The sequence below is a fragment of the Algoriphagus resistens genome (assembly GCF_001442615.1).
GTDB classification, from domain to species: Bacteria; Bacteroidota; Bacteroidia; order Cytophagales; family Cyclobacteriaceae; genus Algoriphagus; species Algoriphagus resistens.
This window is the reverse complement of sequence record NZ_LMXN01000009.1, coordinates 16,433-37,259: the sequence shown is the minus strand read 5'-3', so window position 1 is coordinate 37,259 and position 20,827 is coordinate 16,433. Positions and strand designations below refer to the sequence as shown.

Sequence of the window (20,827 nt, the reverse complement as noted above, 5' to 3'; positions counted from 1 at the left end):
CTTTCAGCTTTACTCTCCGTTTACCATAAGTTTATGAAATTACCGTTATAAGAAATGAGCGACACTAAGAATAAAAACAAAAAATTCGTACCAAAGACACCCCAAAAGCCTAATTTTCCCAAATTTCAGCTTTGGCTGATTATAGCCGCAGTAGCTGTTCTCCTTGGTCTTACCTGGGTTCAAAACAGAAATGCGGTTGTTGACATCACTCAGAAGAGATTTGAAGACATGTATTTGGCTGGAGATGTGTCTAAAGTCACCATGGTTAAAAACATGGAGCGTGTGGATGTCACCCTTAAATCAACAGCTTTAGCTACCGATAAATACAAAACAGAGCTGGAGTCTAATTCTACTTTCTTTAACCCTCAAGGCCCTCACTATTCTTTTCAGGTAGCATCTGTGGATAAATTCGCAAACGACTTTGATGTGCTAAAAGAAGAAGTTCCTCAAGAGGACAGAATAGAATTATCCGTAGCGACAGAAGAAAACTGGAGCAGCTATTTTGGTAGCTTTGGTTTCTTGATTTTGCTGTTTGTGCTTTTCTGGTTTATGATGCGCCGTATGGCGGGACCTTCTGGGCCAGGTGGACAGATATTCAATGTTGGGAAGTCCAAAGCCCAGCTGTTCGATGCTGAAAACAAAGTTAAAATCACTTTTGACAATGTGGCAGGGCTTGACGAGGCAAAAGAGGAAGTTCAGGAAATCGTTGAATTCTTGAAAAACCCTGGCAAATTCACCAAGTTAGGTGGGAAAATACCTAAAGGTGCTTTGCTGGTAGGTCCTCCAGGCACAGGTAAAACATTATTAGCTAAAGCGGTTGCAGGTGAGGCGGGCGTTCCGTTCTTTACACTTTCAGGTTCTGATTTTGTAGAAATGTTTGTTGGTGTCGGTGCGGCCAGGGTTCGTGACCTCTTTAAGCAAGCAAAAGAGAAAGCTCCTTGTATCATCTTTATAGATGAGATCGATGCCATAGGTAGATCAAGAGGAAAAGGCCAAATGCCTGGTTCAAACGACGAAAGGGAGAACACGCTCAACTCCTTATTGGTGGAAATGGACGGTTTCGGAACTGACACAGGAGTTATCGTAGTCGCTGCTACTAATAGACCAGACGTACTGGATAGCGCATTGCTAAGACCTGGACGTTTTGACAGACAAATATCCATTGATAAACCGGATATCAACGGACGTGAGGCCATTTTCAAAGTTCACCTAAAGCCTATCAAGACGGCTGAAGATGTGGACCCTAAAAAGTGTGCAGCGCAGACTCCTGGATTTGCCGGAGCGGAGATTGCAAATGTGTGTAATGAAGCTGCTTTGATTGCAGCCAGAAGAAATAAGACTGCAGTGGATATGCAGGATTTCCAAGATGCAGTCGATAGAGTAATCGGCGGCCTTGAGAAGAAAAACAAAATTATTTCGCCTGAAGAGAAGAAAATCGTTGCCTTCCACGAAGCTGGTCATGCAGTAGCCGGCTGGTTCTTGGAGCATGCGGATCCATTGGTCAAAGTAAGCATAGTTCCCCGTGGAGTGGCTGCTTTAGGGTATGCCCAATATCTTCCAAAAGAACAGTTTCTCTACCAAACCGAGCAGCTGATGGATGAGATGTGCATGACATTGGGAGGTCGTGCTGCAGAACAAATCATCTTTAATAAAATATCTACCGGTGCTTTGAGCGATCTAGAACGTGTCACTAAATTGGCCTACTCCATAGTTTCAGTGTACGGCATGAACGATAAAATCGGGAATGTTTCCTTCTATGATTCTAAGGGGGATGGTTATAAAATGACCAAACCTTATTCAGAAACGACTGCAGAAGTGATCGATGATGAAGTTAGAAAACTAATTCAGTCAGCTTATGACAGAACCTTAGAATTGCTAACTCACCGAATCAAGGAGCTGGAAATATTAGCTAAAGAACTCTTGGAAAAAGAAATCCTTTTCCAATCAGATTTGGAGCGATTGATTGGCAAAAGACCTTTTGATAAAGAGACGACCTACCAGGCATTTACCAATAAAAAAGAAGGACGGAAAGAACCTGGATTAATATCTAAAGAGGAAGAAACCAAACCTGAATCATCAGACCCTCTGACAGACCCTATCCCGGAGCCGAATTCAGATAATCAAATCTTATAATCAAAGCCCCGGATAGTTCGGGGCTTTTTTCTTTTTGTATTTGCCAGTATATCTTTAATCATGCAATCAACCCCACTGGATTTTCCATTAAATGGAAAAAGGCTTTATTTCGCCTCAGATTTTCATTTAGGAGCTCCCAATGAAGCTGAAAGTAAGGTTAGGGAAAGACGGATCATCCGCTGGCTGGATTCTATTTCCAATGATGCAGCAGCGATTTTTTTAGTCGGCGACATCTTTGACTTTTGGTTTGAATATGAACAAGTGATTCCTAAAGGTTTCATCCCATTTGTTTCGAAACTCCATCAACTCAGAGATCGCGGTATTCCTGTCATCTTCTTCACCGGAAATCATGATTTATGGATGAAGGACTATTTCACGCTTGAGCTGGGAATTCCGGTATACCCCCATCCCATTGAACTGAAAGTAGAAGGGAAATCAATTTTGGTAGGCCATGGAGATGGCCTGGGACCTGGGGATAGTTCCTATAAATTTTTGAAGAAAGTTTTCACAAATCCTCTAGCACAATGGTTATTCCGTTGGGTACATCCTGATCTGGGCATAAAACTTGCCAAAGGATGGTCTGGCCACAGTCGCATCAGCAATATGGAAAAAGATGAAAACCATTTTTTGGGAGACGACGAGTGGCTTTGGACTTTCTGTAAGGAATTGGAAGAAAAGAAGCATCACGATCTCTATATTTTCGGGCACAGACATTTACCGTTGGAGCTGGAAGTAGGTCAAAACTCCGTCTATTTCAACCTCGGAGAATGGGTTACCCAAAATACCTACTTGGAATTTGATGGAAAAAAAGCAAAGCTCATTACCTTCGAAGGATGAGGTCGCTTGTGGCAATTCTTATGATTTTTCTACTGCCTCATTTAGCTATGTCGCAGATTCTGGGCAGCTTAGGTGCACCTATTGCAGAAATCCGGATAGAAAATATAGACTTGATTTCATTTGATACTAAGGATCAATTGTTTGTCAGTAACACATCAGGGGATATTTACCTTTACAGTCAGGATGGAAAGCAACTCAACCTCTTTTCTCCAGCCCGACAAGGAAGACTAAACCAGCTTGAAGCAGCCTGGACTGTCAATATTTTTAGCTTTTCGGCAGACCTACAAGAGTACAGGATCCTCGACAGATTTCTTAATCCCCTGGCAGAAAATGGTTTCCTGCCCGCAGACGTAAATCTTGCCAAAGCAGCAACACTGGGTAATAACAACGTAGTATGGGTCTGGGATGAATCTGACTTGAATCTGAAGTCACTTGACTATCTAAGGAATCTGATCATTCAGTCGCAGCCCTTGAATTTAATTTTGAATTCGGCAAATCTGGAAGTCTCTGAAATAAGAGAGTTTAAGAACCGGCTATTTATGAACGTGCCTGCATCGGGAATATTTATCTTCGATAACCAAGGAAATCTGATGCGGAAAATAGCTGCTAATGGCATCAAAAAACTGTGTTATTACAAAGAGCACCTGTTTTGGCTGGAAGGTGTCAATTTAATGGCGGTATCTCTGTTGACCAACGAGGTCATCAACCTCTCTCAGTTTGATGAAGTTGGGGCAAAATATCTCCAGATCGGCCAAGAAAGACTTGCTATCGTATCCAACGACAAGGTAAGCCTATACACAATTCCAACTTGGCTTAAGCACTTTGAGTAAAGAAAAACAGAAAAGGCCATCCCATTTCTGAAACAGCCTTTTCACATGCTAATGAAACAAGATATTTAGTTGACTTTCACCAATTCAATATCAAAGATCAAGTCTTTTCCTGCCAATTGGTGATTCGCATCCAATGTGATTTTCTTCTCATCTAAATCGCTCACGACCACAGGCATTGGCTGTCCATTTCCACCTTGCAAGGTCAATTGCATCCCGATTTCAGGTTTGATATCAGCAGGAACCTGCTCAATCGGCACTTCAATTATCATATCATCTCTTCGCTCACCATAGGCTTCTGCAGCTGGGATAGTCACTGTTACCTTATCGCCTAAGGTCATTCCATCAACAGCTGTATCAAAACCTTTAATCATATTTCCATCGCCTAAGGTAAATCCCAGCGGTTCACGATTTGCTGAAGAGTCAAATACGCTTCCATCTTCTAATTTACCGGTATAATGCACTTGGACTGCATCTCCTTTTTTAGCTTGCATAGTCTTTTGTTTTAGTAAAGTACAAAGGTACAAAAATCTCTTAGGGATGAAAACCTTGGCAATAATGTCCGATTTCACTATGAAAACGTACATTATTGAACACTTTTTACACAGAAAGCTCGTATATGAGCTTATATTAGCGTTGGCATCATTTTCCCCTTAGGGATACCAAACAATTCACCATGGAAACTCAAGATTTAGGCAAGATTCTTATCATCGATGATAACGAAGACTTACTCTTTGCCGCAAAGATGCTTTTGAAGAAGCATGCAAAAGAAGTCATGATAGAAAAGGATCCGCGTAGAATTCCTTTTTTGATCAATAATAATAATTATGATGTCATTCTCCTGGATATGAATTTCCGTGAGGATACAACTTCTGGTAAGGAGGGATTTCATTGGCTGAAGCAAATCAAAGAAATTGATCCAAAGGCTGTGGTAATTCTGATTACAGCATTTGGTGACGTGGAAATGGCGGTGCAAGCATTAAAAGAAGGAGCGACAGATTTCATCCTGAAGCCATGGCAAAATGAGAAATTGATCGCAACGCTTTCTGCTGCTATAAGGCTAAAGGAAAGCTACAATGAAGTCGATAAGCTGCAGAAAAAGCAAAAGCAGCTGCAGACGGACATGAAAAAGCCCTACACCGATATCATTGGCCAAAGTGCTTCCATGAAGAACATTTTCTCCATTATAGACAAAGTAGCCCAGACGGATGCAAACGTATTGATCTTGGGAGAAAACGGAACAGGTAAAGAACTTATTGCCCGGGCTATTCATGATCGTTCCCTTCGGAAGGATGAGATTTTTGTAGGGGTAGATATGGGCGCTATCACAGAGACTCTGTTTGAATCTGAGCTTTTCGGACATAAAAAAGGGGCATTTACAGATGCCAAGGATGACCGCTCGGGACGGTTCGAAATAGCGGATAAAGGTTCCCTTTTTTTGGATGAGATCGGGAATCTTTCTCTCCCCCTTCAATCCAAGCTGCTGACAGTACTTCAGAGAAGAGAAGTCACAAGAATAGGAACCAACAAAGCAATTCCTGTGGACATTCGTCTGATATGCGCTACCAATATGCCACTGCACGAGAGTATTGCTGACAATACGTTCAGGCAGGATTTATTGTATAGAATCAATACAGTAGAGATTTTCTTGCCCCCTCTTCGTGAAAGGCAGGATGATATTCCTGTTCTGGCAAATCACTTCCTAAAAAACTATAGTCAGAAATACCGCAAAAACTTTACTGGATTCACTCCAGCAGGTATGGATCTTTTACAACATTATGCATGGCCAGGCAATATCCGTGAGCTTCAGCATGCCATTGAGCGAGCAATCATTATGGCTGAAGGTGAAGTGCTGGATTCCCGGGATTTTTTCTTCCTTTCCGCCAAGCCAGCGTCGGACAAGGCTCCTACATCAGTGACGCTGAATCTTGATGATATGGAGCGCAACACGATTCAGCGTGCGATTGACAAAAACGGAGGCAACATTTCAAAAGCAGCTAAGGAACTTGGACTGACCAGGGCTTCCCTGTACAGAAGGCTGGAAAAATATGGACTATAAAGTTGGCTTACTTGGGAGAATCGTCTTTCTGGCGGCTTCTCTCTTTCTGCTTTCCTACGCTATCATCGCCAGTTGGGGAGTATTTATGATTTCCCTTTTGCTCGTGTTGGTGATATTTCAAATCATTTTCCTACTCCGCTATTCCGAAGGTTCATTCAAAAAAGTACGCGTTTTTCTGGACAACATCAAGCAGGATAAATATTCGCAACTTTATCCTGTAAAATTTGATGGTACGGAGACCGATGATCTGCATATTGAATTCAATGCCATTCTTGCAAAGCTTAAAGAAGACCAAGCAGAAAAGGAAGCCAACTATCAATATTTCAGATCAGTATTTAAACATTTAAGTATAGGACTGATCACTTTTGGGGAAAACGGAGGCATCCAGATTGTGAACACCGCAGCCAAGAGAATTCTGGATGTAGAAGAATTGAAAAACATCGGAGAAATCGAAGGTATAAACAAGGAACTGCATCTGGCCATTAATAACCTGAGAACCGGCGGAAGTGAGTTGATTAAGATAGCACACCCTGACGGAATCATGCAAATTTCAGTCTATGTGATTGAACTTCTGATGCGCGGGGAGAAATTCAAATTGGTGTCCCTACAGAACATTCAGTCCGAACTCGAGGAAAAGGAAATGGAAGCTTGGCAAAACCTTGTAAAAATCCTTACCCACGAAATTATGAATTCCATCGCTCCCATTTCCTCTTTGGCAGGAACTATCCAAGGGGAAATGGAGAGCAAAATAGAGCATTTGGAACAGATCAGCCCACAGGACATGGAAGACTACTTGATGGGAATCAGTACAATAGAGAAGCGCAGCCAGGGTCTGATCAGTTTTGTATCTGACTTCAGAAGTTTGGCCCATATCCCGGCCCCTAAATTCAGCAGTATTGCTATCGCCAAGCTTTTCCATCAACTGGAAGTTTTATTACAGAATCAGATTGAAAAACATCAGATTGATCTGGTTAAAGAAATCAATCCAAAAGAACTAATTCTATTCGGAGACCAGACGCAGATCGAGCAAGTGCTCATCAATCTAACCCAAAATGCCATTCAGGCTGTAGAGGATTCCGAGGTAAAGCGAATCATCCTACGGGCATTTATAGATGAAGCGGGAAAAATAATTTTAGAAGTAGCAGATACGGGAAAAGGCATTGAAGAGGAAGCATTAAGCAAGATTTTCATTCCGTTCTTTACCACCAAATCCAAAGGGTCTGGAATTGGTTTGAGTTTATCAAAGCAAATAATGCGTCGCCATAAAGGAAATATCCAGGTTCGCTCTGCACCAGAAGAAGGCACAACGTTTAAGTTAATTTTTAACGGGTAGTTTATGTGAGTCTGTCCCTTAACTTAATATGCGTTCTTATTCTTGAAAAACAAACTGTGAAAAGTCAGGATTATTATTTTTAAATCAAGTAAAAAACTCCAGTTCTTAATATAGAATAAATCATATCTCAAGCGGGCATTCATATCGAATGTATCCCGAATCTCCCCTCGATAGCCCTTTGCTTGTGCAAGACCTGTAATTCCTGGCTTCACCATATGTCTGAACATAAAATTCTCGATTTTTTCAGCAAATTCTTTATTCATAGGAATTGCATGGGGCCTAGGTCCGACTATCGCCATTTCTCCTACCAATACATTCAAAAGCTGAGGTAATTCATCCAGACTACTCTTTCTAAGAAAGGCCCCAACTTTCGTAACCCTTCTGTCCCCTTTTGTAGCTTGTTTGAAATCACTTTCAGGTTCAAATTTCATACTTCTGAACTTCAGACAATAAAAGGGGACATTATTCTGCCCATGCCTAAGCTGCTTGTAAAAAACTGGGCCATCTGATTCTAACTTTATCAATAAAGCGATTATTGGAAACAGCCAGCTCGCGATTAGAATGAGGAAAACACTTACAAGCAAAATTTCAAATATCCTTTTCGCGCTTGTCTGCGAGCTATCCAATAGATTGATCGAATAGCTGTTAATGAAAAAATCAGGACTAATCGAAAAGTTTTGAATGTTATTAAGTTTTGAAATAGTAGCCATGGCCAAAGCGATTTTTTTATTGAAAAATTACCTTCTACGACGTGTGGAAATTTTGTCGTTATTTTTCGCTATAAATCTATGGAATAAATGACTGATATTCCAAATGAATTACATTTTTTTTTATTTGAAATACGTTTTTAATGAATAACTAACTACTTAACCAATGGATTTCCACCAAATGGGGTCCCTTACCGCCATGTCAGGTTCCAACTCATTGATCAGCTCTCCTTTTTCCCTCAAAAACAAGTTGGACAGGGGAATGAAGATTTTCATTTTTATATACCATTTCGTTTCAAAATATTTTTTACATACAATTTCTTGCTTTTTAAATATTAATTAAAGTACTTTGATTCTTGTAAGCCGGATTATGCTTACAGCTATACGGATTGACTTTTAATAACAATTAAGATACACTTGAAAAAATGGTAAAAATCGCTTTGATCGGGGCAGGAAAAATGGGGTTATCCCATCTTTCAATTTTAGGAGCTCACCCTAATGTAGAAATCGTAGGAGTTTGTGATACCTCAAAAATGGTTGTGCAGGTTCTTGAAAGATACAGTGGCTATAAATGTTTTTCTGATTACCAAAAGATGGTTGAGGAAACCCATCCTGACGCAGTATTTGTCTCAGTACCGACCAAGTACCATTATCCGATGGTCAAGGAACTTTTAAAGAGAAGGATTAATGTCTTTACTGAAAAACCTTTTTGTCTGAATCCTGAAGAAAGTATTGAACTGGCTCAGCTTGCCAAGGCAGCAGGCGTCATAAATCAGGTAGGTTACCATAATAAATTTGTAGGGACTTTCAGGGAAGTCAAAAGACTTGTAAAAGCTGGAGCTATTGGAGAAATCACTCATTTTCAGGGTGAGGCTTACGGGCCTGTAGTTGTGAAGAAAAAGAGTGAAACATGGAGATCCGACCCTACCGAAGGAGGAGGGTGCCTTATGGATTACGCCTCTCATGTAATTGACTTAATTAACGATATCATCGCACCAATTGAATCATGTAAGGGATCCATCCTTAAATCCATTTATTCAAAAAATGTCGACGATTCCGTGTATGCTTTAGTTGGCATTGAGTCAGGAGTATCAGGTGTCATTTCGGTAAACTGGAGTGATGAAACCTACCGAAAAATGTCAACTTCGGTCACAATTATAGGCACTGAAGGAAAAATAGAATCTGATGCGAATGAATTGAAAGTATACTTTAAAGGTGACAAATTCCCAAAAGGCTATTCAAAAGGATGGAATGTAAAGTACGTGACAGATCTTACAGATGAGGTGGCCTTTTACCTCAGGGGAGAAGAATATTCAGCCCAAATAGATTACTTCATAAAATCTGTGACAGGAGAAAACAGTCATGACATCAACACATTTGATAGTGCCTGGAAAACAGATAAATCCATTTCATTAATCAAGAAACAATCAAGCTACGTATAATATGGAACGAATAATTTTTGGAGACAATCAGTTTTTTGCTGTTAATCATATTTCAGACGAAAAATCACGCGCCCAGTCAATTAAATTCAAGGATGATTCTGCAATCATCAAAACGCTGGATATTGCAATAGCCTCAGGGATCAACACCTTCATGTGTACAACCCACGATAGAATTGCCAATATCTGTGAAATCATCCGACAAGATCCTGAAAAATACCAGGATTTTAAGATTTATCCTTGCATGCCCTATGCACACAAATATGCCAATGCTGTAACTGAATTGGGCATTGCCGGTACGTTGAAGCAATATGTACCAGGCAACTTTGTAAGCTCTTTGTTTAAAGGAGGAATGGCCTATGTATCCAAGGATTTCATCTCAATCATGGAATTAATGGTTGATGCAGAAATGAAGATGTTTAAAGGGATCAATACACCTGTTATTTTTCTCCAAAATGTAATTACAGATCTTCTATTGGGACTTGGAATGAATGAATTTCTAATCGGGTTCGCAAACTATGTAAGACAAAAATACAATGCAGAGCCTGGTTTTATCACAATGAATCTACCTAAGCTTTTGGATGTGCTGGAAAAAGGGGGAATTACAAACCCGATTATTTGCACTTCCATAAACAAAGTGAATTTTAGAATGTCTGGAGGGAAGGAAATATACGAAAAAACCCTAAGGGAAGGAAGGTGCAGGGTCATTGCAATGCAAGTTCTTGGCGGGGGGGCAATTCCGGCAAGTGAGGCATTGGAATATGTAAGTAATTTACCCAATATCGAGTCAATACTGTTTGGAGCCTCATCTAAACAAAATATCGAAAATACTGTGGAAACCATAAAATACCACGATCAGAAAAATAAGGAACGATTAATCACCAGGTATAATGAATATGAGGATCAATATGCTTCGCCAGTCAGCGCTGTAAATTAATCCCACAACGTCCGCCTGTCTTGACCATCGTAAGGTAGTTAAGACAGGCGGACGTTTGTTGTAAGTGTAGAGGACCAGGATCCTTATGCTGCAGACCAGGATGTTAAGAATTCCTGCATTGTATTTTCACCAGCACCTCTACCTGCAAGTTCTTTTGTTTTGAAATATACCCTCAGAGGCAGAGGGCACTAATAGGTTTTGTCCAATTTCCGTTTGCCTATAAAGTCAAAATTTTCCCCAAGTCTGACTCATGAGATCATTAGGCCGATCAGGGCCTATTTAAGCCATTCGGTTTGTCTAATTGTCCATAGGCAATCCACAAAAGGTTCATCAGCGACAAGGGCACGTAACCCGTTTCACCGTGTGCGAAAAAAGCCCCCAAGTATTAAAAGGTCTATCAACAAAATAGACCCAATTTAACTTTTTCTCCTGATAAGCTGCTTTTTGTAGCAGAATGCCTGAAAAAGCCCGAAAATATCACGACCAACCAGTAAGTCAGTGACAACTCATCGTAAAATGTTACGCCCACGACTTCTTTATGATTCGATCCGGTACTGCTTCCCTATCAAAACTTCCGCAAAACCTGGCTTGTCAGCCGTCTGCACCCTAAGCAGGAGAATAGAAAGGCTAAAATTTGAAATTCGTAAAAAATAAAAATTTCAAATTTGTAAAAATGTATTTTAAATACATATATTTGCAATACACATCAATACATTCCTTTCTGAGCGATCGGAGGAACCAGATGTGGGATTAGTTCTCGCAGAACAAACAGATTCAGTTTCTTGAGGATTTTAAATGTTTTACTCAAAATCGTTAAGTGCAGAAACGTGTGACTGAAAGGGCGAAGCTGTAAAATCAGAAAAACTATCAATCTCAAAAAATAAATAGCAAACCATATTTTCATGAAAAATCTCCTCCTACTACTAGCTATCTCACTACTTAGCTTTTCCTGTTCAAAAAGAGACTTAGTGTATTTCAGTGATATTGGTACAGATACAGTCTACACCACTCCAATTGACTCTTTAGTCGAACAAAGAATCCAAGAAGATGATCTGTTGAGTATCACAGTTACCAGTTTAAATGCAGAATCAAATATGCTGTTCAATGCAGGTGTATTGATGCCTTCAGGGGGAAATGTAAATACAGTAGTATCCACCCCAATTAATGAAAGCTATCTGGTAGATAAAGACGGTTTTATCAATTATCCAGTGATTGGACAGATCAACTTAAAGGGATTGACCAAATTGGAAGCGGTTAATAAAATGGCACTCTTGTTAGATGAATATGTTCAAGATCCGATCATCAACATCCGGTTAATGAATTTTAAAGTAACTGTCATCGGGGAGGTTCAAAAACCATCCACCTTTATTATCCCGACTGAAAAAGTGACAATATTGGAGGCCTTGGGGCTTGCAGGTGATATGACGGCTTTTGGCCGTAGAGAAAATGTACTGGTCATACGGGAAAAAGAGGGGGTGAGAACCACTACCAGATTAAACCTCAACGCTAAAAATGTCTTGGCCTCTCCCTATTACTACCTGCAACAAAACGATGTTATTTATGTGGAGCCCTATAAAACCAAAGCCATTCAATCGGATTCCAATCCAAGGACCTTCGCAATATTTACAAGCATAGTAACTTTACTAACGATAGCCTTATTTCAAATTGGTAATTAGTAAAACTTAAATCAAAATTCTAATTCAAAGCGCGAAATATGAAATTATCAGATCTATTGAATGAGTTGGAAGAGGAAGAAAGTAACTCTTCTAACGAGCAGTCCATCAATTATAAAATGCTTTTCTTTAAATACTTCAGTAAGTGGTATTGGTTTGCTGCCGGTGTATTTATTTGTTTAAGCATTGCCGTTGTATACACTTATTTTTCCACTCCCCAATATCTGATAACAAGTAAATTGCTTTTAAAAGACGAGAAAAAAGGAGCGGATTTTACCTCCAATGCTGTTGTTTCTGATATGCTGGGATTTGGATCTTCTTCCTCGGTTGAAAACGAAGCTGAAGTTTTGAAGGCAGAGAACCTAATGGTAAAGGTCTTTAAGGAATTGAATATCTCAAATGGCTATTTTATACAAAATGGAAAGTTTCGATATAAAGAAATATATGGCACTGAAGTACCCATTCAAGTGGTTATCCATAGAAAAAATGAGTATTACGAGGTTGAAGATAATTCGGTACTTATCCATATAAAGAACCAAGATGAATTTGAGTTAGAAACCCCGGGAGGGACAAAAAAAACGTATGCTTTCGGTCAAAAACTGGTGAATTTCTATGGCGAATTTTCAGTCATTAAGAATCCATTGTTGGTAAACTCAACAGATTCGCTGGAAACACCCCTTATTATAGACAGTGAACCAATTAAGGTTGAATTCTATGACCCAACTGTAGTCGGGAAATTTTATGCAGAAAATCTCAGTGTGGACATCGTAAATAAACTGGCTAGTGTTGTTGTTTTAAGCCTGCCGGATGCACATCCCCAAAAGGGGAGAGATATCATGCAAAAACTGATTGAAGTTTACAATCAGGAAGCAGAAAATGAAAAAAATACGATTGCCAGAAACACAATTACTTTTATTGACGACCAGCTGGTAGGACTTACAGAAGAACTAAAAACCATTGAACAGGAAGGTGAGCAATATAAACTCAACAACTCAATTACCGACGTCAATTCAGAGGCTCAGCTGTATTTAAGCAGTGCAACTGTTAACAGACAACAATTAAGTGAGTTTTCCATACAAATTGATGTTTTGGAGTCCATTGAATCTTATTTGAAAAACCAAGGGACAGACTATGAGATGGTCCCGAGTACTTTAAGTATCCAAGATCCGACACTTACCGGGCTGATCGCAAACTTCAACCAGCTGCAAAGGGAAAGGGAGAGAATGCTGAGAACCACACAACCCAATAACCCAATTGTCCTGAATATCAATCAGCAATTGACCAGCCTACGGTCCAGCATAATTGAAAATTTAAGAAATATAAAAAACGGTCTGATAATTTCACGGGACAATTTGCAGGCAACTGCAAATCAATTTCAAAACAGAGCATCTCAGGTTCCTACTATGGAAAGGGAATTAATGGATATCAGCAGACAGCAGGGGATAAAACAGCAACATTACCAATACTTGGTACAAAAGAGAGAAGAAGCTGTTTTGACATTGGCGGCAACTACTGTGAGCAATACCAAAATAATCGACCCTCCTACGCCATCTGATTATCCTGTTTCACCGAAGAAAAAACTGATCTTTGCTTTTGGTCTGATGGTAGGATTGGCTGTACCGTTTGGATTAATATTTATAAAAGATCTCTGGCAGGAAAAAATCCAGCTCAAATCTGATGTTGAACGAATTACATCAACAAAAATTCTTGGTGAAATTTCCAGAAACAAAGGAAGTGAAGGGGTGGTTGCTATATCAAAAAGTAAGCGGACGCTGATTGCGGAACAATTCAGGTTCATCCGAAGTAATTTGGCATTTTCCACCTACAAGCAATCCAACAAAGTAACCATGGTCACTTCAGGAATCAGCGGTGAAGGAAAAACCTTTTTTAGTATCAACCTGGCAATCAGCCTGGGTCTGGTGGGTAAAAAAGTGGCGGTTCTGGAATTTGACCTTAGGAAGCCTGCCATGCTATCAGCCCTTGGAATGAAAATTCCGGTCGGGATTTCAGATTACCTGGAAAATGACCAATACACATTGGATGATATCATCAATCCCTTGCCGTTAGGTGAAAATGTTTCAATTCTGGGATGTGGCAAGATACCTGAAAACCCTGCTGAATTGATGATGAGCGATAGGCTTCACCAAATGATAGCAGAACTTTCTGAAAGATATGACCATGTCATTATAGATACTGCTCCAATCGGACTTGTTTCAGACTCATTCATCTTATCGGAAATTGCGGATACCACTGTTTTTATGTTGCGCTACAATTACTCTACCAAAGCACAGGTAAAGACCATCGAAGATATTCGCAAAAACAAAAAATTCAAGATGCCATTGATTGTATTGAATGATGCCAAACTGGAAATGACTTACGGTTATAGTGCCACCTATGGAAAAAATTACTACCAGAAGTAATTTTTCGCATTAGCTAGAAAATGTATGATAGATCAAAAAAGAAAAATCCTACTGGTATGTTCGGATGGGGGACATTTGGCGCAGATTCTTGAACTAAAAGAATTATTCGAACAATACGACTACTTGTTGGTGACTGAAAAAGCCCCTTCCACTATTCCGCTGGCTCAACAGTACAACGTAAAGTTCGTCCAAGCCCGGCCAGAGGGAAAAAACAGAAAGTTGGGTTTTTATTTATCCCTTTTGCGAAACTCATTTACTTCCCTGCGTATCTTTTTGTCCCATAGACCAAAAGTTATAATCACAACGGGAAGCCACACGGCAATACCTTTTTGTCTGCTTGGCAAATTGATGGGCATAAAGGTAGTTTGGATATTATCTTATGCCAGAATCAATTCAAAGGCTGCGTCAGCAAATTTGATATATCCCATAGCCGACAGATTTTTAGTACAGTGGCCCACTATGAAAAACCTTTATAAAGATTCTATTTATTTGGGTTCTATCTACTGATGCTTACATTTTCGAGAGTTTGGTCTTTATAAAAGACAAAAATAATTTAACTACCAAAACAGCATTTTCCTCTATGATACTTGTTTTACTAGGCACTTTTCCCCTTCGCTTCGATAGACCGCTTATTGCATTGGAGCAGCTTCTTGAAGAAGGAAAAATTACTGACCAGGTCATTGTTCAAAACGGACATACTGATTTTAACAGCTCATACATGACTTTTAAGCCATTTCTTCCTTTAGATGAATTGTTGAAATTATACCAAGAAGCAGACTTAATCATAACCCAAGCAGGAACAGGGTCTATAATTAAGGGATTAAAAATGAATAAAAAAATAATTGCTGTGGCCCGCTTAGCAAAGTATAAAGAGTGTGTGGATGACCATCAATTGGAACTTGTTAAAGAATTTGCAGGGGCACGTTATATTCTCCCCTGGTACGAGAACGATAATTTAGAAGAAATCATCTCAACGGCCAATCATTTTGACTTCCAACCTTATAAATCAAGCAACAAGGAAATCGTCAATTACCTGATAAATTATATTGATACTATTTAATAACTAAAATATTATGAAAGCAGTAATTCTAGCCGGAGGTTTTGGAACCCGAATTAGCGAAGAAAGTGGTGTTAGGCCAAAACCCATGGTCGAAATAGGTGGAAAACCCATCCTGTGGCACATTATGAAAATCTATTCCTCTCATGGGATCAACGATTTTGTCATATGCTGTGGATACAAGGGACACATGATAAAGGAATATTTTTCAAATTATTTTCTGCATACTACCGACATCACTTTTGATCTTCAAAACAATCAAATGGAAGTACACCACAGAAAATCGGAGCCCTGGAAGGTGACGTTAATCGACACAGGTGAAAATGTCATGACAGGAGGTCGGATCAAACGGGTTGCAGACTATATAAAAGATGAGACTTTTTGCCTTACTTATGGTGATGGAGTGAGTGACATTGACATCAAAAAAACCATTGATTTCCATAGGGATCAAAATGCTATAGTAACGCTGACTGCAGTACAGCAACCCGGAAGATTTGGCGCCTTTACACTTGACTCGGGAGACACCAAGATCACTAATTTCCGGGAAAAGCCTAAGGGAGATGGGACAAACAACGCATGGATTAATGGTGGTTTCTTCGTAGTTGAGCCCAAAGCGCTGGATTTCATTACTGATGATCAGACTGTATGGGAAAAAGAGCCCTTAGAAGAATTGGCCAAAACCGATAAACTGGCCGCTTTCAGACATGATGGATTTTGGCAGCCAATGGATACTCTTCGGGATAAAAATCTACTGGAAGAATTTTGGAATAACGGTTCCGCCCCTTGGAAAACTTGGTAAGTTAACTATTTAATAACATGTCAGACACAAATTCATTAGCAGTATTTTCAGGTAAGAAAATTTTAATAACAGGCCACACCGGCTTCAAAGGGTCATGGTTATCACTTTGGCTTAACCAGAAGGGCGCGAAATTATATGGCATCTCAAAAGACATTCCCACCCACCCCTCCTTGTTTGAGTCCCTTGGTCTCGAAAAGGAAATGGAGCATATTTTACTTGATATCAGAGATTTAACTTCTTTGAAATCCGAAATAAGAAGAATAGAACCTGATTTTATTTTTCATATGGCTGCTCAGCCTATCGTTTCTTTATCTTATCAGGATCCTTTAGAGACATTCACAACAAATGCCATAGGCACGGCCAATGTCCTGGAGGCTGTGCGCGATCTCGAAAATAAATGTGTGGTCATTTGCATTACCTCGGATAAATGTTATGAAAATGTGGAATGGGTCTGGGGATACAAGGAAACCGATATGCTAGGCGGAAAAGATATTTATAGTGGGTCAAAAGCGGCAGCTGAAATAATCATCCATTCTTATTACCATTCTTTTATCAAGAAAATGCCAAATATTAAGCTGGCCTCTGTCAGAGCCGGCAACGTCATTGGAGGAGGGGATTGGGCTGCCGACAGGATTGTTCCGGATTGTGTACGGTCCTGGAGTAATCAGCAAAAAGTTGAAATCCGGAATCCTGGTGCCACCAGGCCCTGGCAACATGTTCTGGAGCCTTTAAGCGGATACCTCGCTGTTGCTGCCGAGCTATGGAACGGTGGTGAGTTTAATGGGGAGAGCTATAATTTCGGTCCTCCTTCTGAAAATAATATTACCGTAATGGAGCTCCTCCAAAAACTTGGGGAAAGCTGGGGACTGAAAAACTCCCAGGACATCTACACGCAAACAGGAGAACTTAAATTTTCTGAGGCAGGTTTGCTCAAATTAAACTGTGATAAAGCGCTGTATGATTTTAAATGGCAACCCACTCTTACTATAGATGAGCTGATCCGCTTTACCGGAGACTGGTATTATATGTACTACCATAATCAGGGAGATATAATTGAGTTTACTAAAAATCAGATTTTTTCTTATGAGCAAAAAGCATCCGATAAGAACATTAGATGGGCACAGGAAAAACAATTTTTAACCCTTTAAATTAAACATTATGCTGTTTACCGAGACTAGCATTAAAAACATGTATGTAATTGATCTGGAAAAGAAATATGATGAAAGAGGATATTTTGCCAGAACTTTTTGTACAGATGAATTTGAGGCTCATGGTATCAGGTTCTCCCCTATCCAGTCCAACATGTCCTTTAGCAAATTAAAAGGGACACTCAGAGGGTTGCATTACCAGGTACCAACAGAAGAAGCCAAATTAGTCCGATGTCCCCGGGGGAAAATTTTTGACGTTGTCATAGATATGAGAACTGATTCAGAGACCTATCTGAAAACATCCTGCAATAAACTAGACAGCACAACAAGCCAATTATTATATGTTCCTCCTGGATGTGCCCATGGTTTCTTAACATTGGAAAACAATACTGAGGTGAATTATTTGGTTAATGCGCTCTTCAATCCTGGCCAGGAAAGAGGAATCCGATACAATGATCCGGCTTTTACGATTCCATGGCCTGAAGAAATAACTACAATTTCAGAAAAAGACATGTCATTTCTTGACTATGACACGCAAAAGAGAATTTGATAGACCAGTATGAATTTAACAGAAACTAAAATCCCTGGATGTTTTGAAATCCAGCATAAGGTGCGAAAAGACGACCGGGGCAAATTGGTAAAAACCTTTCATGAAAAAACTTTTCAGGAATTGGGACTTCATAAAGACTTTCCTGAGGTTTACTATTCAGTCTCTAAAAAGAACGTGATCAGGGGGCTACACTTCCAGGTGCCGTCCCAGCATCATATCAAAGTCGTTCTTTGCCTGGAAGGGAGCATATTGGATGCAGTGGTGGATCTTCGCATAGGATCACCGACCTATGGGGAGCATATCATCATTGAACTCAACCCCGATAAGGCCAATATGCTGTATATTCCTGAAGGATGTGCCCATGGATTTTATTCCCTGTCAGAAAAATCAATCTTTTTAAACCAAACCTCCACCATGTACAGCCAAGAGCATGATATGGGAATCAGATGGGACAGCTGCGGAATTGACTGGCCAACCAAAGATCCGATCGTTTCTAAAAAGGACAAAAACCTCATAGAATTTAGTTCATTTAACTCACCTTTTAGCTACCAGGAAACAATATGATAATCGTTGACACATCACTCAAAAAGAGGGAAAAAGAAGGGAAAATTCTCAAAGTCGGGATGATAGGTTCTGGTGAGATGGCCAAGGGTATGATAAACCAAATTATGAACCATACCCCTGGGATGACTGTAGCTGCCACTTTTAACCGCACCCCGGAGCGGGTGGTGGAAGTATATAAGGATCTGAAAATTGACAACTACCTGCTTACAGACAATTTGGAACAGGCCAATCTGGCAATTTCCAAAGGAAAATCCGTCATCACCGGAGATATGGATCTTTTTTTAAGTTTGGGTGACGTAGAGGTTGTTGTGGAATCCACAGGAGCAATTGACTTTGGAGCAGAGACCATCCTTAAAGCCTTTGAAAAGGGTAAGCATGTACTATCTTTTAATGCAGAGCTGGACTCTACCCTAGGTCCGATTTTATATCGCAAAGCAAAACAAGCCGGTGTAAAGTATGCGCTGGGAGACGGAGATCAGCCCGGAGTGACTATGAACCTCTACAGGTATGTAAAGGGAATGGGTTTTGAGCCCTTGGTCTGTGGAAATATCAAAGGGATGTTGGATTATTACCGTACCCCTGCCACCCAAAAAGGTTTTGCGGATTCTTGGGGAATGCTTCCCGAAATGGCAACCAACTTCGCAGATGGTACCAAAGTGGCATTCGAACAATCCTGTATTGCAAATGCGACAGGAATGCGCGTATCAAAAAGAGGCATGTATGGCTATGAATCCACAGACCATGTAGACAACCTGACCCATTTATATGATGTGGATCAACTCAGAGAATGGGGCGGAATTGTAGAGTATATTGTAGGGGCAAAACCCGGACCCGGAGTATTTGTATATGCCACAACCAATGATCCCTACGCTATCAAATATCTAAAGTATGGGAAATTAGGAGAAGGACCCCTATACAGTTTTTACCAACCCTATCATCTGCTGTTTTTTGATATTGCAAGTTCTATTTCAAGATTAATAGATTTTGATGATCCTGTGATCGTGCCCTTAGGTCCATCGCTTGTAGATGTGGTAGCTACAGCCAAAACAGATCTTTTTCCAGGTGACAGCCTAGATGGAATCGGAGGATTCAAATCATACGGACTCTGTGAAAACCATTCAGTTGTTGTTAAGGAAAATCTATTGACTATGGGAATAGCAGAAGGCTGCAGCATGAAAAAAGCTGTTCCAAAGGATACGGTTATTACATATAACGATGTAGAAATTCCACAAGGCAGATTAATTGATAAATTGATGTTAGAACAGCACAATATAAAATAAGATTTGTTTTATAAATCATTTTCAAAATGAGATTTACAATAGGATTGCCCATCACAAAAACAAAATATTTAAAAGAATCATTGGATAGCATTGATGCCCAAACTTTTAGAGATTTTGAAGTAATCATTCGAAATAACGCCAATACACCGGAGATAAAAGCAGAAATAAAGGAGCTGTGCAAGGATTGGATTAACCGACCGAACGTGACCTATGAAGAAAGCACAGAGCAACTAACTATGCCGGCCAACTTCAATAAAATAGTAGAAAAATCCAAAGGGGACTTTTTCACAATCCTCAGTGATGATGATGTGATGGATAAAGAGTTTTTAGCTGAGATAAATAGTTTATCCATAAAGTATTCTTCTACTAAGGTTTTTCATTGTAGAGTAAAATTGATTGATGGAGAAAGCAAATTTATTGGCATAACCGAAATATGTCCGGAATGGGAAAAACAGGAAGATTTCGTTTTCCAAAGAATATATGAGAAGCGTGACTTCTTTTTATCTGACTTCGTTGTGGACACAAAAGCATTAAAAGCGATCGGAGGATTTTCTGATAAAACCTCCGGCTGGGGCGTAGATGAAGTCACCTGGTCAACGCTGGCCTATAATGGGGTCGGATTCTCCAATAAGTTATTGCTGAATTATAGAATATTCCCCGGAAACTTCAGTCTTTCGCTTGAAAATCTAAGAAAAAGATTCAAGGATATTGAAGTTATGCATTCAAATTTCGAAAGAATAATACGCGAAACCTGTAATGGAACTGAATCAATCTATCCTTTGGATTATATGCTGGAATTGAACCGAAAAAGAACGCAGGGACAAAATGACCTGGTCTTTAAATTCCATGCGAAATCAGGAAATTTAATTCAAAATCTCAGATTTTACTTTAAGAATAAATCATTATTGACTAAAAAACGAGCCCTAAAAGATCTAATAAAGGCCAGCTTCTAAGGACTTTACATTTAGTAGTATGAACTTAAAATCAGCAACACTTTTTCCTTCAGAATATCAACTACCATTATGGAAATAAAAAATAAAAAAACTCAACATATAATCGATACT

Annotated in this window: 19 protein-coding genes; 17 read left to right on the top strand and 2 right to left on the bottom strand. The window is 39.7% G+C overall.

Annotated elements, in window-relative coordinates:
- Window positions 1-54 precede the first annotated feature (54 nt).
- From ftsH to AS141_RS15855, 3 genes are read left to right on the top strand one after another with little or no spacing between them, the layout of a single operon-like run.
- On the top strand, window positions 55-2,133 hold the full coding sequence (ftsH, locus tag AS141_RS15865; RefSeq protein ID WP_057938671.1) for an ATP-dependent zinc metalloprotease FtsH: 2,079 nt from the start codon (window positions 55-57) through the stop codon (window positions 2,131-2,133).
- A gap of 60 nt (window positions 2,134-2,193) precedes the next feature.
- Complete coding sequence (locus AS141_RS15860) at window positions 2,194-2,970, top strand: UDP-2,3-diacylglucosamine diphosphatase (protein WP_057938670.1); 777 nt, start codon at window positions 2,194-2,196, stop codon at window positions 2,968-2,970.
- Window positions 2,971-3,017: 47 nt separating this feature from the next.
- Complete coding sequence (locus AS141_RS15855) at window positions 3,018-3,800, top strand: hypothetical protein (protein ID WP_157243502.1); 783 nt, start codon at window positions 3,018-3,020, stop codon at window positions 3,798-3,800.
- A 65-nt stretch (window positions 3,801-3,865) separates the two neighbouring features.
- On the opposite strand, the gene AS141_RS15850 is transcribed toward AS141_RS15855, so the two are convergent.
- Window positions 3,866-4,291, bottom strand: a complete 426-nt coding sequence (locus AS141_RS15850) for an FKBP-type peptidyl-prolyl cis-trans isomerase (RefSeq protein ID WP_057938668.1) — start codon at window positions 4,289-4,291, stop codon at window positions 3,866-3,868.
- 182 nt (window positions 4,292-4,473) lie between these two features.
- On the opposite strand from AS141_RS15850, the gene AS141_RS15845 reads away from it, so the two are divergent.
- Complete coding sequence (locus AS141_RS15845; protein ID WP_057938667.1) at window positions 4,474-5,856, top strand: sigma-54-dependent transcriptional regulator; 1,383 nt, start codon at window positions 4,474-4,476, stop codon at window positions 5,854-5,856.
- Window positions 5,846-7,189, top strand: a complete 1,344-nt coding sequence (locus tag AS141_RS15840) for a sensor histidine kinase (RefSeq protein WP_057938666.1) — start codon at window positions 5,846-5,848, stop codon at window positions 7,187-7,189. Before AS141_RS15845 ends, AS141_RS15840 begins: the two co-directional genes overlap by 11 nt.
- Window positions 7,190-7,212: 23 nt before the next feature.
- On the opposite strand, the gene AS141_RS15835 is transcribed toward AS141_RS15840, so the two are convergent.
- Window positions 7,213-7,899, bottom strand: a complete 687-nt coding sequence (locus AS141_RS15835) for a sugar transferase (protein WP_057938665.1) — start codon at window positions 7,897-7,899, stop codon at window positions 7,213-7,215.
- Between the two features lie 422 nt (window positions 7,900-8,321).
- Here AS141_RS15835 and AS141_RS15830 point away from each other — a divergent pair, with 422 nt between their 5' ends.
- The 12 genes from AS141_RS15830 (at window position 8,322) to AS141_RS15770 (ending at window position 20,716) form a co-directional block, all read left to right on the top strand.
- Window positions 8,322-9,338, top strand: a complete 1,017-nt coding sequence (locus AS141_RS15830; RefSeq protein ID WP_057938664.1) for a Gfo/Idh/MocA family protein — start codon at window positions 8,322-8,324, stop codon at window positions 9,336-9,338.
- 1 nt (window position 9,339) lies between these two features.
- Window positions 9,340-10,272, top strand: a complete 933-nt coding sequence (locus AS141_RS15825; protein ID WP_057938663.1) for an aldo-keto reductase family protein — start codon at window positions 9,340-9,342, stop codon at window positions 10,270-10,272.
- Between the two features lie 902 nt (window positions 10,273-11,174).
- Window positions 11,175-11,948, top strand: a complete 774-nt coding sequence (locus AS141_RS15815; protein ID WP_057938661.1) for a polysaccharide biosynthesis/export family protein — start codon at window positions 11,175-11,177, stop codon at window positions 11,946-11,948.
- 38 nt (window positions 11,949-11,986) lie between these two features.
- Complete coding sequence (locus AS141_RS15810) at window positions 11,987-14,365, top strand: GumC family protein (protein ID WP_057938660.1); 2,379 nt, start codon at window positions 11,987-11,989, stop codon at window positions 14,363-14,365.
- A 24-nt stretch (window positions 14,366-14,389) separates the two neighbouring features.
- Window positions 14,390-14,872, top strand: a complete 483-nt coding sequence (gene pssD, locus AS141_RS15805) for a PssD/Cps14F family polysaccharide biosynthesis glycosyltransferase (protein WP_057938659.1) — start codon at window positions 14,390-14,392, stop codon at window positions 14,870-14,872.
- Between the two features lie 73 nt (window positions 14,873-14,945).
- Window positions 14,946-15,425 (top strand): PssE/Cps14G family polysaccharide biosynthesis glycosyltransferase, encoded by a 480-nt coding sequence (gene pssE, locus AS141_RS15800; protein ID WP_057938658.1) that lies wholly within the window; start codon window positions 14,946-14,948, stop codon window positions 15,423-15,425.
- 13 nt (window positions 15,426-15,438) lie between these two features.
- Window positions 15,439-16,221, top strand: coding sequence for a glucose-1-phosphate cytidylyltransferase (gene rfbF / locus AS141_RS15795; RefSeq protein ID WP_057938657.1), 783 nt, complete (start codon window positions 15,439-15,441; stop codon window positions 16,219-16,221).
- 17 nt (window positions 16,222-16,238) lie between these two features.
- Entirely contained in the window at window positions 16,239-17,369 is a 1,131-nt protein-coding gene (rfbG, locus tag AS141_RS15790; RefSeq protein ID WP_057938656.1) for a CDP-glucose 4,6-dehydratase, read from the top strand.
- A 10-nt stretch (window positions 17,370-17,379) separates the two neighbouring features.
- Entirely contained in the window at window positions 17,380-17,919 is a 540-nt protein-coding gene (rfbC, locus tag AS141_RS15785) for a dTDP-4-dehydrorhamnose 3,5-epimerase (RefSeq protein WP_057938655.1), read from the top strand.
- 9 nt (window positions 17,920-17,928) lie between these two features.
- Window positions 17,929-18,483, top strand: coding sequence for a dTDP-4-dehydrorhamnose 3,5-epimerase (gene rfbC / locus AS141_RS15780; protein ID WP_057938654.1), 555 nt, complete (start codon window positions 17,929-17,931; stop codon window positions 18,481-18,483).
- Entirely contained in the window at window positions 18,480-19,763 is a 1,284-nt protein-coding gene (locus tag AS141_RS15775) for an NAD(P)H-dependent oxidoreductase (RefSeq protein ID WP_057938653.1), read from the top strand. The genes rfbC (AS141_RS15780) and AS141_RS15775 overlap by 4 nt, the downstream gene beginning before the upstream one ends.
- A 26-nt stretch (window positions 19,764-19,789) precedes the next feature.
- The gene (locus AS141_RS15770) at window positions 19,790-20,716 is read left to right on the top strand and encodes a glycosyltransferase family A protein (RefSeq protein WP_057938652.1); all 927 of its coding nucleotides are present in this window, start codon (window positions 19,790-19,792) and stop codon (window positions 20,714-20,716) included.
- Window positions 20,717-20,827: the final 111 nt, after the last annotated feature.

Coding starts and splice junctions, on each gene's coding strand:
- rfbG (WP_057938656.1), top strand. CDS start 16,239: ATGTCAGACACAAATTCATTAGCAGTATTTTCAGGTAAGAAAATTTTA.
- AS141_RS15770 (WP_057938652.1), top strand. CDS start 19,790: ATGAGATTTACAATAGGATTGCCCATCACAAAAACAAAATATTTAAAA.
- pssE (WP_057938658.1), top strand. CDS start 14,946: ATGATACTTGTTTTACTAGGCACTTTTCCCCTTCGCTTCGATAGACCG.
- rfbC (WP_057938655.1), top strand. CDS start 17,380: ATGCTGTTTACCGAGACTAGCATTAAAAACATGTATGTAATTGATCTG.
- AS141_RS15855 (WP_157243502.1), top strand. CDS start 3,018: ATGTCGCAGATTCTGGGCAGCTTAGGTGCACCTATTGCAGAAATCCGG.
- pssD (WP_057938659.1), top strand. CDS start 14,390: ATGATAGATCAAAAAAGAAAAATCCTACTGGTATGTTCGGATGGGGGA.
- AS141_RS15775 (WP_057938653.1), top strand. CDS start 18,480: ATGATAATCGTTGACACATCACTCAAAAAGAGGGAAAAAGAAGGGAAA.
- rfbC (WP_057938654.1), top strand. CDS start 17,929: ATGAATTTAACAGAAACTAAAATCCCTGGATGTTTTGAAATCCAGCAT.
- AS141_RS15830 (WP_057938664.1), top strand. CDS start 8,322: ATGGTAAAAATCGCTTTGATCGGGGCAGGAAAAATGGGGTTATCCCAT.
- AS141_RS15840 (WP_057938666.1), top strand. CDS start 5,846: ATGGACTATAAAGTTGGCTTACTTGGGAGAATCGTCTTTCTGGCGGCT.
- rfbF (WP_057938657.1), top strand. CDS start 15,439: ATGAAAGCAGTAATTCTAGCCGGAGGTTTTGGAACCCGAATTAGCGAA.
- AS141_RS15860 (WP_057938670.1), top strand. CDS start 2,194: ATGCAATCAACCCCACTGGATTTTCCATTAAATGGAAAAAGGCTTTAT.
- AS141_RS15835 (WP_057938665.1), bottom strand. CDS start 7,899: ATGGCTACTATTTCAAAACTTAATAACATTCAAAACTTTTCGATTAGT.
- AS141_RS15845 (WP_057938667.1), top strand. CDS start 4,474: ATGGAAACTCAAGATTTAGGCAAGATTCTTATCATCGATGATAACGAA.
- AS141_RS15850 (WP_057938668.1), bottom strand. CDS start 4,291: ATGCAAGCTAAAAAAGGAGATGCAGTCCAAGTGCATTATACCGGTAAA.
- AS141_RS15825 (WP_057938663.1), top strand. CDS start 9,340: ATGGAACGAATAATTTTTGGAGACAATCAGTTTTTTGCTGTTAATCAT.
- AS141_RS15810 (WP_057938660.1), top strand. CDS start 11,987: ATGAAATTATCAGATCTATTGAATGAGTTGGAAGAGGAAGAAAGTAAC.
- ftsH (WP_057938671.1), top strand. CDS start 55: ATGAGCGACACTAAGAATAAAAACAAAAAATTCGTACCAAAGACACCC.
- AS141_RS15815 (WP_057938661.1), top strand. CDS start 11,175: ATGAAAAATCTCCTCCTACTACTAGCTATCTCACTACTTAGCTTTTCC.